Annotated in this window: 12 protein-coding genes; 4 read left to right on the top strand and 8 right to left on the bottom strand. The window is 69.4% G+C overall.

Going from position 1 to position 15688, the window contains the following annotated elements; translation table 11 throughout:
* Positions 1-95 precede the first annotated feature (95 nt).
* From FVP33_RS05475 to FVP33_RS05450, 6 genes are all read right to left on the bottom strand, one after another.
* On the bottom strand, positions 96-1031 hold the full coding sequence (locus FVP33_RS05475) for a 4-(cytidine 5'-diphospho)-2-C-methyl-D-erythritol kinase (protein WP_147782632.1): 936 nt from the start codon (positions 1029-1031) through the stop codon (positions 96-98).
* A gap of 33 nt (positions 1032-1064) precedes the next feature.
* Positions 1065-1907, bottom strand: a complete 843-nt coding sequence (gene rsmA / locus FVP33_RS05470) for a 16S rRNA (adenine(1518)-N(6)/adenine(1519)-N(6))-dimethyltransferase RsmA (RefSeq protein WP_147782631.1) — start codon at positions 1905-1907, stop codon at positions 1065-1067.
* A gap of 12 nt (positions 1908-1919) precedes the next feature.
* Positions 1920-2888 (bottom strand): TatD family hydrolase, encoded by a 969-nt coding sequence (locus tag FVP33_RS05465; protein ID WP_147782630.1) that lies wholly within the window; start codon positions 2886-2888, stop codon positions 1920-1922.
* Between the two features lie 35 nt (positions 2889-2923).
* Positions 2924-3862, bottom strand: a complete 939-nt coding sequence (locus tag FVP33_RS05460; RefSeq protein ID WP_147782629.1) for an NADP-dependent oxidoreductase — start codon at positions 3860-3862, stop codon at positions 2924-2926.
* A gap of 594 nt (positions 3863-4456) precedes the next feature.
* A complete protein-coding gene (gene metG, locus FVP33_RS05455) occupies positions 4457-6037 on the bottom strand; it encodes a methionine--tRNA ligase (protein WP_147782628.1) in 1581 nt (526 codons plus the stop codon).
* A gap of 120 nt (positions 6038-6157) precedes the next feature.
* Positions 6158-8152: a S53 family peptidase gene (locus FVP33_RS05450; protein ID WP_147782627.1), complete on the bottom strand. Its 1995-nt coding sequence runs from the start codon at positions 8150-8152 to the stop codon at positions 6158-6160.
* 159 nt (positions 8153-8311) lie between these two features.
* Between FVP33_RS05450 and FVP33_RS05445 the strand changes: the two genes are divergently transcribed.
* Positions 8312-9172 (top strand): aldo/keto reductase, encoded by an 861-nt coding sequence (locus FVP33_RS05445; RefSeq protein WP_147782626.1) that lies wholly within the window; start codon positions 8312-8314, stop codon positions 9170-9172.
* Between the two features lie 107 nt (positions 9173-9279).
* On the opposite strand, the gene rsmI is transcribed toward FVP33_RS05445, so the two are convergent.
* Complete coding sequence (gene rsmI, locus FVP33_RS05440; protein ID WP_147782625.1) at positions 9280-10089, bottom strand: 16S rRNA (cytidine(1402)-2'-O)-methyltransferase; 810 nt, start codon at positions 10087-10089, stop codon at positions 9280-9282.
* Between the two features lie 53 nt (positions 10090-10142).
* On the opposite strand from rsmI, the gene FVP33_RS05435 reads away from it, so the two are divergent.
* The 3 genes from FVP33_RS05435 to FVP33_RS05425 all read left to right on the top strand — a co-directional run bounded on the left by FVP33_RS05435 (position 10143) and on the right by FVP33_RS05425 (position 13752).
* Positions 10143-11801 (top strand): dolichyl-phosphate-mannose--protein mannosyltransferase, encoded by a 1659-nt coding sequence (locus FVP33_RS05435; RefSeq protein WP_246142184.1) that lies wholly within the window; start codon positions 10143-10145, stop codon positions 11799-11801.
* Positions 11802-11869: 68 nt separating this feature from the next.
* A complete protein-coding gene (locus FVP33_RS05430; RefSeq protein WP_147782624.1) occupies positions 11870-13177 on the top strand; it encodes an O-acetylhomoserine aminocarboxypropyltransferase/cysteine synthase family protein in 1308 nt (435 codons plus the stop codon).
* Positions 13177-13752 (top strand): CoA-binding protein, encoded by a 576-nt coding sequence (locus FVP33_RS05425; RefSeq protein WP_147782623.1) that lies wholly within the window; start codon positions 13177-13179, stop codon positions 13750-13752. Before FVP33_RS05430 ends, FVP33_RS05425 begins: the two co-directional genes overlap by 1 nt.
* A gap of 57 nt (positions 13753-13809) precedes the next feature.
* Here FVP33_RS05425 and FVP33_RS05420 read toward each other — a convergent pair whose 3' ends face one another.
* Positions 13810-15675 (bottom strand): thioredoxin domain-containing protein, encoded by a 1866-nt coding sequence (locus tag FVP33_RS05420; RefSeq protein ID WP_147782622.1) that lies wholly within the window; start codon positions 15673-15675, stop codon positions 13810-13812.
* Between the last annotated feature and the right edge of the window lie 13 nt (positions 15676-15688).

The following is a 15688-nucleotide window of genomic DNA, read 5'->3' as shown; positions in this document are numbered from 1 at the left end:
CCTTCCGTGTCGCATCGCGCGCCTCGAATCGGGGCAACCGGCCGCATTCGGGCCGGAAGACCGGCCACTTGCCCCGACTCGGCGGGGCGGACGGCTCAGGCGCTGAGGATGCGGGCGCCGTGAACCGGGCCCGTCGCGCGCACGACGGTGAGCCGGGCCGCGCTCAGGGCGATCTGCAGTTCGAGCGCGCTGTCGAGGTTCGCCGCGAGGAACGCGACGGTGGGGCCGGAACCCGAGATCATTCCGGCGAGCGCGCCGTTCTCCTCGCCGAGTTCGATCACCCGGGCGAGTTCGGGCTCGAGGTGCAGCGCGGGGGCCTGCAGGTCGTTGTGCAATACCTCGGCGAGCATGTGCGGGTCGCCGGCACGCAGCGCCTGAAGAACGTTGGCGTCCACCTGCGGCTGCACGGCCGCCGGGAAGATGTCCTGCGAGTGCCGGTCGCGATGCCGGTCGAGTTCGCTGTAGACGAGAGGCGTGCTCATGCCGAAGTCCGCGAAGGCGAGCACCCACTGGAACTGGCCCTTGGCAAGGGCCGGGCTCAGCTGGTCGCCGCGACCGGTGCCGATGGCGGTGCCGCCGATGAACGCGAACGGGACGTCCGATCCGAGTTGCTGGGCAAGGTCCAGGAGGTCCTCGCGCGAGAGGTTGGTGCCCCAGAGCGCGTCGCAGGCGAGGAGCGTCGCCGCGGCATCCGCCGATCCGCCCCCCATTCCGCCGGCGATCGGCACGTGCTTCTCGATCTCGAGGTGAACGCCCCCGCGGTACCCGGCCTTGCGGGCGAGCAACCGCGCCGCCTTGATCGCGAGGTTCGTTCCGCCGGTGGCGAGCTTCGAGGAGTCGATCGGGCCGGTGAAGGTCACCGAGAAGTCGTCCGCCGCCGAGGCCCGAACGTCTTCGCAGAGCGACACCGCCTGGTAGGCGGTCGCGACGTCGTGGTAGCCGTCCTCGAGCAGGGCGCCAACCTTGAGGAAAACATTGATTTTGCCCGGTGCCCGCGCGTGAACCACCTTCGGAGCGGCCGCGGTGGTCATTACTCCAACCTAGCCGACCCGCTCGACCGCCCCCTACGCACCGGACCGCGCTATCGACAGGAAATCGAGCACCGTGAGTTCCTCACCGCGGGCCGTCGGGGCGACCCCGGCGGCCTCCAGCCGGGCGGATGCCTCGGCACTCGAACCGAGTACGACCGAGAGCGACTGCCGAAGCATCTTGCGCCGTTGCTGGAACGCCGCGTCGATCAGAGAGAAGGTCGCGAGACGCTCCGATTCGGTGCCCGGCTGTTCGCGCCGTTCGAAACGCACGAGAATCGAGTCGACGTTGGGCACCGGCCAGAAGACCTGCCGGCTCACCTGCCCGGCCGTGCGCCACACTCCGTACCAGGCGGCCTTCACGCTCGGGCTCCCGTAGATCTTGGACCCCGGCGTGGCCGCGATCCGCTGCCCCACCTCGGACTGAACCATGACGAGGCCGGAGGCGATCTGCGGAAAGTACTCGAGAAAGTGCAGCAGCACCGGCACCGAGATGTTGTACGGCAGATTCGCGACGAGGGACGTCGGCTCCCCCGGCAGCTCGGTGATCGTCATGGCGTCCGCCGTGATCACGGTGAGCGGCGCACCCGGCCGGAACAGCTCCACCGTCACCGGCAGCTGCGCGGCGAGTCTCCTGTCGATCTCGACCGCCACCACCGACGCCCCGACCTCGAGCAGGCCGAGGGTGAGGGATCCGAGGCCCGGCCCCACCTCCACCACGGTCTGGCCGGCGCTCACCCCGGACGCCTTCACGATCCGGCGCACGGTGTTGGCGTCGATGACGAAGTTCTGGCCGAGCTTCTTGGTGGGCTGGATGTCCAGCAACTCGGCGAGGTCGCGAATCTCCGCGGGCCCCAACAGCTTCGACTGCTCAGTCATCGAGTTCCCCGTTCACGCGAGTTCGGACGAGTCGACGGCCTCGTCGTAGGGCGAACCCTGTTCCTGGGTCACCGGTTCGGCATCCCAGCTGCCGTAGACGAGTTCGGTGTTGGAGGAGATCTGAGCGGCGAGCATCGACACGTCGGTGCCCAGATGGTCGGCCATGAAGCGCAGCGTGAGCGGGATCAGGTAGGGGGCGTTCGGTCGCCCCCGATACGGCGCCGGGGTGAGGAACGGCGCATCCGTCTCCACCAGGATCTGGCTGCGCGGAATCACCTCGAGCGCCTCGCGGAGGTTCGTCGCGTTCTTGAAGGTGACCGTGCCGGCGAAGGAGAGGTACCAGCCGTTGTCCGCGCAGAGCCTCGCCATGTCCGCGTCTCCGGAGAAGCAGTGGAACACCGTGCGCTCCGGCGCGCCCACGCGGCGCAGGGTGGCGATCACCTCGGAGTGGGCGTCGCGGTCGTGGATCTGCATCGCGATGTCGTGCTTTTTGGCAATGGCGATGTGCGCCTCGAACGACTTGTACTGGGCAGCGCGGCCGTGCTCGGGGGTGCGGAAGAAATCGAGCCCGGTCTCTCCCACGGCGCGAACGCGTGGTCGCCCGGCGAGCTCGTCGATCTCCGCGATCGCGGCGTCGAGGGTGCCCTCCTCCTCGTACCGCGGCGCCTCGTTCGGATGGATGGCCACCGCCGCGAGCATCCGCGGTTCCCGCCCCGCCATCTCCGCCGACCAGCGGGACGTCTCGAGGTCACCACCCACCTGCACCACCCCGCGCACGCCGACGCTCGACGCTCGGTCGAGCTGTTCGCGGTAGTCGAGCGGATCTTCGCCGTCGGCGATTTCGAGGTGCGTGTGGTTGTCGTAGACCGCGACCACGAGGGCCTCGGGCAGGGGCGGATAGCTCAGGTCGCGGGTCTTGGCCTGCTCCGACGAGGTGTCACGCCGGCGGATCGGGCCTTGGGAGTTCTCCAGCGCGGGCATCCCCGAATCTTACCCGGCGTGCCTCCGCCGCTCGGTCACAGCGAGTCGGCGGGCCGCACCTCGAGCACGATCTTGCCGAGGCCGTGCCCGGCCGCGAGACGCTCGTAGGCGGCGCGCACCTTGTCGAGCGGATAGGTGGCGTAGACCGGGATCTTCAGCTCGCCGTTCGCCACCAGCCTGGCCAGTTCGGTGAGGGCCTCCCTGGGCTGCACCGTGGACATCCCGGCCGCCTTCACCCCGTACTTCTTCTTCGCCGCGAAGTCAGCGATGGTGTTGATGCGGTCCCGTGGCACACCGAGCTCGACCGCCACCTGCACGTTCCCCTCGCCGTGCGCGTCGATGAAGGCGTCGACGCCGTCGGGCACCATCCTGCGGATGCGGTCGGCCAGACCCTTGCCGTAGGCCACCGGGATGGCGCCAACGCTCCGCAGGAAGGCGTGATTCTCCTCGCTCGCGGTCGCCACGACGGCTGCGCCGGCGAGCACAGCGAGCTGGGTGGCGATCACCCCCACCCCTCCGGCGGCGCCCGCGACCACCACGGTGTCCCCGGGGCGCACGTCGACCGCCACGATGCAGGCGCGGGCCGTGGTGCCGGCCACGAAGAGGCTCGCCGCCTCGTTCCAGCCGACCCCGTGCGGTTTCGGAATGACGCGCGCCGCATCGATCGTCACGTACTCCGCCTGGGCGTTCCGGCCGTCCGAGAACCCGATGACCTCCTCGCCGACGTGCGGGAAGTCGACCCCCTCGCCGACCGCGGTGACGATTCCGGCGAAGTCGCTGCCCTGCCCCTCCGGGAAGTGTGCGGGGAACACCTCCCGCACGCGACCGTCGCGGATCGCGATCTCCCCCGGGTTGATGGCAGCGCTCACCACGGCCACCTGCACCTCGCGGCGACCAGGCGGGCGGGCATCCACCTCGACGAGTTCGAGCACCTCGGTGCCGCCGTACTTCGAGAATCTGACGGCCTGGGGCATCGGGCATCCTCACTGCTCACCGGCGGCCGCTCTGCCACCGAGTGCCAGTCTGCGACGGGATCGAGCAGTCGTCAACGTGGCGCGCGAGGTGTACTGCCCAGCGTTGGTTAACCAGCTGACCCCGGGCCGCCTGTCTCCGCCACTGTGCGGCACTCCCTTGCCCTGGCACGCGTTGTGCAGGACATCTCCGGCGTCCACGGGTGCCCGCCCCACAGACTCCAGTTGTGCAGGACGGGTTGTGCAGGACGTCTCCGGCGGATAGCGAGGACGATAGGTGCAGAACCGACGGGAGCGTCTGCAGACCGGGACCGTCCGGGTCGCCACACCCCTGCCGTGTCCTGCTGTCCTGCAGAAGGTGTCCTGCACAACTGGAGTCTGTGGGGTAGGCGACCAAGCCTCCGGGGCCCGTCCTGCAGAACACGGCCCGACCGACGCGGGCGGCACAGCTAACAGCTAAAGGGCCGAGAAGGTCCAGCTTCCGGCGAGCATCGTCGCCGCGACCGGTGACCGGTGTAGGACACAAAAACCTCGCGCACGTGCACCGACTGAAGCGAGTCGTCGCACCCGATCAACCAACCTGCCTGGGCGGCACGGCTAGGAGGCGGCCGCGGGCTCCGGCGATTCGATGCGCGGGAACAGCGAGCTTTCCAACGGCGTGACGGTCGGGCCGCCGGCCCAGTCGAACGCGGCGCGCACGTCCTGTGCCTGGACCACGCCGACGCCACCGATCGCCGACCACAGCTTCTCCGCCGCGTCCGGAACGAACGGCGACAGCAGCACGGCGAGCGTGCCGAGCCCCCGCAACGCGGTGAAGAGCACCGCGTCGAGCCGGCCAGCGTTCGCGGGGTCCTTGGCCAGGGCCCACGGCTCCTGGATCGTGATGTAGCCGTTGAGGTCGTCGACCAGAGTCCAGATGGCGGCGAGCGCCTCGTGGATCGCCAGTCGCTCGATGGCGGCATCCGCCTCGGCCGTCGCTCGTGCCGAGGCGGCGAAGATCGCCTCGTCGGCCTCGGTCAGGGTGACGCCGGTCGGGATCTCGCCCGCCCGGTAGCGGGTCAGCATCGCGATCACGCGGGACGACAGGTTGCCGAAACCGTTCGCGAGCTCGGCCTGATAGCGCGCTGAGAGGTCTTCCCAGCTGAACGAGCCGTCCTGGCCGAAGTTGATGGCGCGCATGAAGTAGTAGCGGAACGCGTCGACGCCGAAGGTGTCGGTAATCTGCGACGGAGCGATTCCGGTGAGCTTCGACTTGGACATCTTCTCGCCGCCGACGAGAAGCCAGCCGTGGCCGAACACCCGACGGGGTGTCGGCAGCCCGGCGGCCATGAGCATGGCGGGCCAGATCACCGCGTGGAACCGGGCGATGTCCTTGCCGACGAGTTGCACGGCCGGCCAGCGGCGGTCGAAGTTCGCCTCGTCCGTGCCATAGCCGATCGCGGTGATGTAGTTGAGCAGCGCGTCGAACCACACGTAGAGCACGTGGCTGTGGTCCCACGGGATCTTGATGCCCCAGTCGAAACTGGACCTCGAGATGGAGAGGTCGTCGAGCCCGGACTTCACGAACTGGATGATCTCGTTGCGCACGCTCTCCGGCTGGATGAAGTCCGGCTGCGACTCGTAGAGGTCGAGCAGCCTCTGCTCGAAGTCGCTCATGCGGAAGAAGTAGTTTTTCTCCTTGAGCACCTCGACGGGGATCGAGTGGATCTTGCAGAGCAGCTTGCCGGCGTAGTCGCCGCTCGGCAGCTCCATCAGGTCGTCGATCTGCTTGTACTCCTCGCAGCCCACGCAGTAGTAGCCCTCGTACTCGCCGGAGTAGATGAACCCGTCGTCGTAGAGCTTCTGCAGGAAGATCGTGACGGCGCTCTCGTGGCGCGGGTCCGTGGTGCGGATGAAGTCGTCGTTGGCGATGTTGATGGTCTTGAGCAGCGGCAGCCAGGCGTCCGCGACGAGCTTGTCCGCCCAGGCCTTCGGCGTCGTGTCGTTGGCGACGGCCGTGCGCAGGATCTTCTGGCCGTGTTCGTCGGTGCCGGTGAGCAGCCAGGTGTCGTCGCCGGCCTGGCGGTGCCAGCGCGCGAGAACATCGGCGGCGACCTCGGTGTACGCGTGACCGATGTGCGGCACATCGTTCACATAGAAGATGGGCGTCGCAATATAGAAGGAATCACCGGCGGCCATGGGCCCAGTCTATTCGCCGGTCGGGGAGTGTTACGTGCGTCGGCGTTCGCCGGTGGCGAGATCGGCGATCGGGCGGCGCCCCCGGTGGGCGCGCCCGATCGCCGGATCACGGTGACGCGGTCAGTGCCTGCCCTGTGCGAGCAGCGTCAGCAGCCCGAAGGTCACTCCTCCGATGCCCGTCACGTTGTCGTACCGCTTCGCCGTGGTGAGCGACGTGTCGGTGTCGAGGCTGATCAGGAAGCTGCGCCCGCTCCTGGCGCTGGTGTAGACGAGAGCCTGACGCGGATCCTGCGGAAGCACGTCGCGGAACGAGGACGGCAGCACGCGGTCGAGCCCGTACAGGGTCGGGTTGGCGAACCCGATCGAGGTGTGGGTCGCCTGCTGCACGATCGCGATCTGCGCGGCCACGATCGGCGACGCGAGCGACGTGCCTCCGTAGGTGTCGCGTTCGAAGGCGCCGGTCTCGAGCGACGTGTCGTCGACGATCGGGCTGATGCCGATCGAGAAGCCGGTGTACGGGTCGGCGAGCGCCGCGATGTCCGGCGACACCCGGTAGCCCTTCGCCTGCGACGCCGGCACGATTCCGCGCTGGTAGGCGGGGGCCTTGAAGACACCGCTCGTTCCGCCGCCCGCTCCGCCGAGGAACAGGGTTCCGGGGGGCGTCTCGGTGTACGCCAGCACTCCGGCGGTCGACGTGATCACGTCGGCGGTGTCGCCCCATCCGGTCTCGAGGGCGATCTTGCCGGCCTTGTCGATGCCGAGGCTCGTGCCGCCCACCGCCGTCACGTACGGCGAGGATGCGGGAAAGTCGGGCGACGCGAAGCCGAGGTTGGCGACCTCGTCACCGTTGTCGCCGCTCGAGAAGTAGAGCCCGATTCCCTCGCCGGCCGCCTGGATGTGCAGGTTCTCCGCGCCCTTGAGAGCGTCGAAGGGGATGGCCTCGCCGAGGTTGCCGTAGCTGTTGCTCACGATGGTGGCGAGCTTGTTGTCGAGCACCTTCGCCAGTGCGACATCGAGGCCGCCGCCGCAGTTGAAGGCGCCGACGTAGAGGATCCTGGCTCCGGGGGCGATGCCGTGCACCGACTCGACGTCGAGGGTCTGCTCTCCCTGCCAGCCGCTCGGGAATCCGCAGGCCGCCTGGTCCTTGAACTCGCTCGGCGCCGGCACGATATGCTGGTAGGTCGCCGAGGTGAGGCCCGGTTCGCCGAGAGCGGCCGAGTAGGTGTTGACGTCACTCACGATCGACGGCGACGCGTAGGCATCGAGGATGGCCACGGTCTGGCCGGCTCCGTTCACGCCCGACTTGGCGAGCGAGTCGAGCCCGTAGGCCGACCGCAGCTGGGCCGGGGTGTATCCGCAGATGTTGGTGCTGAGCTGGGTCTCGCCGTAGACCTGCGGCACCGTGACCGTGTTCTCGCCGATGTAGGTCGAGCAGGGGGCGGGAATCGTGGGGGTGACGGCAGCCTGGCGACCGAAGGCCCGCACGCCGTCTGCAGCGCCGAGATCGCCCTGCCTGATCGAGTGCGGCCTGGTGAGAAAACGGGCCTGGTCGAGGCTGACACCGGAGACCTTGGCGCCGAGAGCGGCGGGCACGGAGGGTGCGGCGGCCGGCGCGACGAGGCTCTGGCCGGCGTAGTTGTACGTGTGGAGATCGGTGGCGAAGCCCGCGTTGAGCTGGGCGGCCGTGCCCCGGAACACGACGAACTGCCGACTGGCCGGCACCGCGCTGATCGTGAGGCCCTGCGCCGTGAGGTAGTTCACCACCTCGTTCAGGTCGGCCTGGGTCGGGGAGAACCGCTGGATCCACTGCTGCGGAGTGAGCGCCTGGCGGTAGCCCCGCGCACCGGGAGTGGACACCGCGACCGCGAGCGCCTCGGCCGCCGCCGCGTTGCGCAGGGGCAGGTAGATCTCACCCTCCACCGTGGTGTCGGCGGCCGGCGCTCCGGCGTCGTTGGCGGTCTTCGCCCACGACGGCACGGAGCCGGAGAACGGGACTCGATCCGCGGCGGTGGCCGCCGAGACTCCCGTGAATGACAGGGCGACGACGGCAGCCGCCGTGGCCACGATGGCGACGATCCTTCGTGAGGACGCCCCCGGGCGCGCGAAAATGGTCATCCACAATCCTTCCTGAGCACAAGGCATGAAGCGCGAAACCGCACAGACGCGACCCTAATCGTGAGGAAAAGTAACCACAAGAGGGGGCAGAAAATTCGGTCTACCTGTCGCGAGTCGCCATCAGCCGTGCACCGGTCGGGGCCGCCCTAGGCTTGCGGCATGAGATATCGCAGGATCGGCGACACGAAGGTGAGCGCGATCGGGCTCGGCGCGATGCCCCTGTCGATCGAGGGTCGGCCCGAGCGCCCCCAGGCGATCCGCACCATCCATGCCGCCCTCGACGCCGGCATCACCCTCATCGACACGGCCGACGCCTACACGACGGATGCCGACGGGCAGGGCCACAACGAGACCCTCGTCGCGGAGGCGCTCGCCTCCTGGCCCGGCGACACCTCCGGCGTGCTCGTCGCGACGAAGGGCGGGCTCGTGCACCGCGATGGCGGACCGTGGGACCGGGACGGCTCCCCCGCCCACCTCAAGCAGGCGGCCAGGGAGTCGCGACGCCGACTCGGCGTGGACACGATCGGCCTCTACCAGTTTCATCGCCCGGACCCCGGGGTCTCCTACGAGACGTCGATCGGCGCCATCCGCGAGCTCATGGACGAGGGCGTGATCCGGATGGCCGGAATCTCCAATGCCAACCTCAAGCAGATCGCCCTCGCCGACCATGTGCTCGGCGGTCGGCTCGTGTCGGTGCAGAACCAGTTCTCCCCGGCCTACCGGTCGAGCGAGGGAGAGCTCGACTACTGCGTCGAGCGAGAGATCGCCTTCCTGCCCTGGAGCCCCCTCGGCGGTGCCGGGCGAGGCGCGGACGTCTTCGCCGACCATCCGGCGTTCGCCGAGATCGCGGAGGAGCTCGGGGTGAGCCCGCAGCGGGTCACCCTCGCGTGGGAACTCGCGCTCGGCCATTGTGTGATCCCGATCCCCGGCGCGCGTCGCCCGGAGAGCATCACCGACTCCGCCCTCGCCGCGGATCTCGTGTTGCGCGCGAGCGACATCGAGAGGCTCAGCGCGAGCTAAGCGCGCCCGGCGCCCGCCCGCCCGCGTGATTGTTTCCCTTTGTCAGGTATGTTCCCCGTCGCCCCGGCACAGGCCTGACAAACGGGAACAAATGGTGAGCCGGAGGCTCAGCGCGAGCTGAGCGCCCCCTCGTAAAGGTCGCGCTTGCCGAGGCCCGTCGCCTCGGCCACCTCCGCCGCGGCCTCCTTTAGCCGAAAACCGGACTCCACCAGCGCCAGCACCTGGCCGATGCCGGTCGCGAGATCCACCTGCTGGGTCGCCCCGCCCTCCACGACGATGCAGATCTCGCCCTTCACCCCGGCGGCCGCCCAGGCGACGAGTTCCGCGGCGGTTCCGCGGCGAACCTCCTCGTACAGTTTCGTGAGTTCCCGGCAGACGGCGACGCGGCGGTCGTCGCCGAGGGCCGTCGCGATGTCGCCGAGCGCCCCGGCCAGGCGATTGGGCGATTCGAAGAAGACCATGGTTCGCGTTTCCCGCGCGAGCGTGCGCAGGAAGGCGAGCCGGCCCTTGCGGGGCAGGAACCCCTCGAAGGTGAACCTGTCGGTCGGCAGGCCGGACACGGCGAGGGCGGTGATGACCGCGGAGGGGCCGGGCAGCGCGGTGACGGTGACGCCGGCCGCGACCGCCGCCGTCACGATCGAGAAGCCGGGGTCGCTGATGGCCGGCATTCCGGCGTCGGTGAGCACGAGCACATCGATGTCCCGCGCGAGCTCCACGATCTCGGCCGCCTTGGCCACCTCGTTGTGCTCGTGCAGGGCGATCAGCCGCGGTCGGTTGTCGATGCCCAGGGCGCGCATGAGGTGGATGGTGACCCTGGTGTCCTCCGAGGCGATGACCTCGGCGTTGCCGAGAGCCTCCACGAGGCGTCGGGAGGCGTCGCCGAGATTGCCGATCGGAGTCGCGGCGAGGATGATCATTGCCCCATCCTCCCATCCCGGTTCTCACCGCTTCACTCCCCTAGCATTGCTCTGTGACCAGACCAGACGCCGGCTTCGACGCGCTCGTGGCCCCCGCCGCCGGGGGGACGCCCGAGAAGCCGATGGACGACGCGACGGCTGGTGGGCACCCGCTGACCCGAATCGACGCCTGGTGGGGGCGGATGCTCGGCACACCGCTGCGGCAGCGCCTCTGGTACTGGGGCGGCCCGATCGCCGTCACCCTCCTCGCCGCCGTGCTGCGGCTCTGGCGGCTCGGCGATCCGCACTCCCTCGTCTTCGACGAGACCTTCTACGTGAAGGACGCCTACACGCTCATGAACCTCGGCTACGAGGGGTCGTGGCCGGCGGACGCCGACAAGAGCTTCAACGCCGGCAAGGTCGACATCTACTCGTCCGTCGGGTCGTACGTCGCGCATCCGCCCCTCGGGAAATGGCTCATCTCGCTCGGCCTGCGGGCGCTGGGCGCGGAGAGCAGCGTCGGCTGGCGCATCAGTACCGCCGTCGCCGGCATCCTCGCGGTGTTCATGCTGGCGATGATCGCCCGCGCCCTCGTCAAGTCGACGGTGCTCGCGACGATCGCGGGCGGGCTGATGGCGATCGACGGCCACGCCATCGTGATGTCCCGCACCTCGCTGCTCGACAACTTCGTGATGATTCTCACCCTCGCGGGCTTCTGGGCGATCCTGCTCGACCGCTCGCAGAGCGCGTCGAGGCTCTCCGCGTGGATGGCGGCCAGGACGGCTGCCGGTCGAAGCACCGACTGGGGTCCCGCGTTGTGGTTGCGCCCGTGGCTCGTCGCCGCCGCACTCGCCTTCGGACTCGCGAGCGCCACGAAGTGGAGCGGCCTGTACTTTCTCGCCGCGTTCGCGATCTACTCCCTCGTCGTCGACGCCGTCGCGCGTCGCCGGGCCGGGATCGCGTTCTGGGCGAGCGGAGTCGTGTTCCGCCAGGCGCCGGTCACCTTCCTGCTCACCGTCCCGATCGCCGTGGCGGCCTATCTCGCGAGCTGGTTCGGCTGGTTCCGCACCTACGGCGGCTACTTTCGCGACTTCGCAGACGCGCCGGGTAACGCGGCGACCGGGACGTTCTCGTGGGTGCCGCACTCGATCCAGAGCTTCTGGCACTACCAGCAGAGCGTCTACGACTTCAACGTCAACGAGCACGCGGTGCACTCGTACTCCGCCAATCCGCTCGGCTGGCTCTTCCTCCAGCGGCCGACGGCCTTCTTCTACGAGGGGCAGGCCCAGGGCCAGGGCGGCTGCACTCTGGCCGGCGGTTGCGCCCAGTACATCACCTCGATCGCGAACCCGCTCGTCTGGTACGCGGCGACCGCGGCGATCTTCTATCTCGTCTACCGGCTCATCCGCTACCGCGAGTGGCGGGTGGGCCTCATCCTGATGGGCATGGTCGCCGGCTACCTGCCCTGGCTGCTCTACACGCAGCGCACCGTGTTCCAGTTCTACGCGATCATCTTCGAGCCGTACATGTTCCTCGGCCTCGTCTTCGTCATCGGCCTGATCCTCGGGTCGCGCACGGACCCGCCCTGGCGACGGCTGCGCGGCATCCGCATCGTGGCGGTGTTCCTGGTGCTCGCCGTGCTCGTGAGCGCCTTCTTCTACCCGGTGTGGATCGGTCTGCAGATCCCCACCTGGTTCTCGCAGGCGCACTACTGGCTGCCCGGCTGGCGCTAGCCGTGGCGTGTTACGTCTCGTGGCGGGACCGGGCGACCCGTGCGGCCACGCTCCGGTAGCGTTCTCGCATGGCCGAACGCGACAACACAGACCGAGAGTGGGGCTTCCGCACCCGCGCGATCCACGCCGGGAACATTCCCGATGCCGTCACCGGGGCGCGCGCCCTGCCGATCTACCAGACCACCGCCTTCGTCTTCGACGACACCGCGGATGCCGCTGCCCGCTTCGCCCTGCAGAAGTACGGCAACATCTACAGCCGCCTCGGCAACCCCACCGTCGCCTCCTTCGAGGAGCGCATCGCCTCGCTCGAGGGCGGGCTCGGCGCCGTCGCGACCGCGAGCGGCCTGAGCGCGCAGTTCATCACGTTCGCCTCGCTCGCCGGCGCCGGCGACCACATCGTCGCCTCCGCGAGCCTCTACGGAGGATCGATCACGCAGCTCGACGTGACCCTGCGTCGGTTCGGCGTGGACACGACGTTCGTGCAGGGTTCCAACCCGGAGGACTACGCGGCGGCGATCACCGACAAGACCAAGCTCATCTTCGCGGAGATCGTGGCGAACCCGTCGGGCGAGATCGCCGACCTCGAGGGGCTCGCCGATGTCGCCCATGCCCACCACATCCCGCTCATCATCGATTCGACGATCGCCACCCCGTACCTCACCCGGCCGATCGAGTGGGGAGCGGATGTCGTGGTGCACTCCGCCACGAAGTTCCTCGGCGGGCACGGCACGACGCTCGGCGGCGTCGTGGTGGAGTCGGGCCGGTTCCACTGGGCCAACGAGCACTTCCCGCTCTTCGACCAGCCGGTGCCGTCGTACGGCGGCCTCAACTGGCACGGCAACTTCGGCGAGTACGCCTTCCTCACCCGGCTCCGCGCCGAGCAGCTGCGCGACATCGGCCCTGCCCTCTCCCCGCACTCGGCCTGGCTGCTCGCCCAGGGCGTGGAGACCCTCCCGTTCCGCCTGCAGGCGCACGTGGACAACGCGCGCATCGTGGCCGAGTGGCTGAAGGCCGACCCGCGCATCGAGTTCGTCAACTGGGCCGGGCTGCCGGGCCACCCCCACTTCGACCGAGCGAAGAAGTACCTGCCCAAGGGGCCGGGCGCCGTGTTCAGCTTCGGCGTGCGCGGCGGCCGGGAGGTGGGGCAGACGTTCATCGAGTCGGTGAACCTGGCCAGCCATCTGGCGAACATCGGCGACGCGAAGACGCTCGTGATTCATCCCGCGTCGACCACGCACGCGCAGTTGAACGAGCAGCAGCTCGCCGATGCCGGCGTGCTTCCGGGGCTGGTGCGCATCAGTGTAGGAATAGAAGACCCGGACGACATTGTTTACGACCTCGACCAGGCTTTGACGGCCGCAACGAAGGGCAACTGATGAGCATTGCAACGGCGACCGATGTGACGGTCCTTCCTAACGGTCTCAGTTGCGCGCTGCCGGCGGATTCGCCTCTGGCCAAGCTGCTCAAGTCCCAGCGCACCTGGGTGGGGCCGAGCGCCAAGGAACGACTCGCGATCCTGCGCAAGGCGAAGTCGATCGCGATCGTCGGGGCGTCCCCGAATGCCGCCCGGTCGAGCTACTTCGTCGGCACCTACCTGCTGCAGTCGAGCGACTACCGGGTCTACTTCGTCAATCCGAACGCCGACACCATCCTCGGGCAGAAGGCCTACCCGGATCTCGCGTCGCTGCCCGAGGTACCGGACATCGTGGATGTGTTCCGCAAGGCCAGCGACATTCCCTCCGTGATCGACGATGTCGTCGCAATCGGGTCCCCGGTGATCTGGGTGCAGCTCGGCATCTGGAACCAGGACGCCGCGATCTACGGCGAAAGCAAGGGACTCACGGTGGTGATGGACCGGTGCATCAAGATCGAGCACGCTCGGTTCCACGGCGGCCTGCACCTGCTCGGATTCGACACGGGAGTGATCACCTCCCGCAAGACTGTGCGCTGAGGCCTCGCCCCACTCCGTCCTCTCCCCGACCGGCTCCGTGCAGGACGGCACCCGCGCTCAGAGCCGCAGGGCACGCTCGAGCTCGGCCGCATCGGTGAGCGGCAACCGGCAGACGAACGACTCGCAGAGGTAGGCCGCCTCGCGGTCCCGGCCCGCGAAGAGCTCGAATCCGGCTTCGGCGAACGCCGCGGCCTGCGCGCGAGTGACCACCGTGCTGACCGCCCCGCTCCGAAACCAGCCGCGGGCGACGGATGCCACGGCCGACTCGGCGTCGTCCGTCACGACCACGAGCTGCGCGACGGGTGCCGCGAGCGCGGACATCACGGCGAGCGCACCGCCGAACGACACCGGCCGCGGCACGGCGAGGGGCGCGAGCAACTCCATGGCGTGTTCGCTCGCCTCCCGATACCGCGCATGGCCGGTGAGCAGGTACAGCCGCAGCGAGGCGGAGGCCATCGCGCTCAACCCCGACGGATACGCGCCCTCCGACGGGTCGACCTCGAGGGCCAGGCCGCGGGCCGCGAGCACCGGATCGGCACCGCCCGGCACTCCGAAGGGGGTCGCGGCGGACGGGGTCGCGGCGGACGCCGCCAGGGAGGCATCCACGAGGTCGCGCGCGGCGATCGCGTAACGCGCCTCCCCGCTCGCCGCGGCGAGCGTGACAAGGCCCGCGGCGAGCATGCCGTAGTCCTCGAGGGTGGCCCCGGCGCTCGACACGCGATCCCCGATCGACGCGCGGAGCAGGGTGCCGTCCGCCGCGAGATGCCGGGCCAGGATCGCGTCGGCCGTCGCGCGCGCGGCCGCCACCCAGTCGGGGCGGGAGAGCGCAAAGCCGGCGGTGGCGAGGGCCTCGATCGCGAGACCGTTCCAGCCGGTGAGCACCTTCGCGTCCACCGCCGGGGGCCGCTGCGCCGCTCGCCCCGCGGCATCGAGGGCGTAGTATCCACCCTCCACCCGCACGCCGTCGACCGTGCTCTCGCTGTCCTGGGCCGAGGCGAAGCCGCCGCCAGGCTGGGAGAGCACGGCATCGAGGAAGGAGACGACTCCCTCGGCGGTCGCCCGACCGCCGCCCGGCTCGAGCTGCTCGAGTCGCGCGTAGGCCTGGAGCAGCAGGGCGTTGTCGTAGAGCATCCGTTCGTAGTGCGGTTCCGTCCAGTCGCGCGCCGTCGCGTAGCGGAAGAAGCCGCCCTCGATGGGGTCGCGCAACCCGGAGCCGGCCATCCTGCGAAGGGTGCGGGCCGCGAGCGCGCCGGCCTCGGCATCCCCGGCGGCGCCGCGTTCGAGCAGGAAGAGCAGCACGGGAGCGACCGGGAACTTGGGCGCCCGACCGAACCCGCCGAACTCGGTGTCCTCGCCCTCGAGCACGTGCCGCACGGCCAGCGCGAGTTCCGCGCCACCGGGCAGGGCACCGGCCGCCGGCACGCCCTGGTGGGCGATCGCCTCCGCGACGACGGCCGCGCTCTCCTCCACCTCCGCGCGCCGGTCCCGCCACGCCTCGAGCACCGACTCGAGAACCTGCCGAAAGGCCGGATGCGCGCCCATCGGCGCCGGTGGCCAGTAGGTTCCGGCGTAGAAGGTGCGACCCTGCGGGGTGACGAACACGGTGAGCGGCCAACCGAGGTTCTCGGTGAAGGCGCCCGCGGCGGCGAGATAGCTCGCATCGACATCGGGATGCTCCTCCCGGTCCACCTTCACTGCCACGAACCCGTCGTTGATGACTGCGGCGATGTCCGGGTCGCTGAAACTCTCCCTCGCCATCACGTGGCACCAGTGGCAGGTGGAGTAGCCGATGGAGATGAGCAGCGGGACATCCCGGCGCTCGGCCTCCGCGAAGGCGGCATCGCCCCACGGAAACCAGTCGACCGGGTTGTCGGCGTGGGACCGCAGGTAGGGGCTCACGGCATCCGTCAGGTGGTTCGGCATCTCTCCAGCGTAG

Source organism: Lacisediminihabitans profunda, from assembly GCF_008040105.1.
GTDB lineage: Bacteria > Actinomycetota > Actinomycetes > Actinomycetales > Microbacteriaceae > Lacisediminihabitans > Lacisediminihabitans profunda.
This window is presented reverse-complemented; position numbering and strand designations above follow the sequence as displayed.

Excerpts from the sequence above, each read along its gene's own strand:
- FVP33_RS05475 (WP_147782632.1), bottom strand. The coding sequence starts at position 1,031 with ATGACCACCGCGGCCGCTCCGAAGGTGGTTCACGCGCGGGCACCGGGC.
- rsmA (WP_147782631.1), bottom strand. The coding sequence starts at position 1,907 with ATGACTGAGCAGTCGAAGCTGTTGGGGCCCGCGGAGATTCGCGACCTC.
- FVP33_RS05465 (WP_147782630.1), bottom strand. The coding sequence starts at position 2,888 with ATGCCCGCGCTGGAGAACTCCCAAGGCCCGATCCGCCGGCGTGACACC.
- FVP33_RS05460 (WP_147782629.1), bottom strand. The coding sequence starts at position 3,862 with ATGCCCCAGGCCGTCAGATTCTCGAAGTACGGCGGCACCGAGGTGCTC.
- metG (WP_147782628.1), bottom strand. The coding sequence starts at position 6,037 with ATGGCCGCCGGTGATTCCTTCTATATTGCGACGCCCATCTTCTATGTG.
- FVP33_RS05450 (WP_147782627.1), bottom strand. The coding sequence starts at position 8,152 with ATGACCATTTTCGCGCGCCCGGGGGCGTCCTCACGAAGGATCGTCGCC.
- FVP33_RS05445 (WP_147782626.1), top strand. The coding sequence starts at position 8,312 with ATGAGATATCGCAGGATCGGCGACACGAAGGTGAGCGCGATCGGGCTC.
- rsmI (WP_147782625.1), bottom strand. The coding sequence starts at position 10,089 with ATGATCATCCTCGCCGCGACTCCGATCGGCAATCTCGGCGACGCCTCC.
- FVP33_RS05430 (WP_147782624.1), top strand. The coding sequence starts at position 11,870 with ATGGCCGAACGCGACAACACAGACCGAGAGTGGGGCTTCCGCACCCGC.
- FVP33_RS05425 (WP_147782623.1), top strand. The coding sequence starts at position 13,177 with ATGAGCATTGCAACGGCGACCGATGTGACGGTCCTTCCTAACGGTCTC.
- FVP33_RS05420 (WP_147782622.1), bottom strand. The coding sequence starts at position 15,675 with ATGCCGAACCACCTGACGGATGCCGTGAGCCCCTACCTGCGGTCCCAC.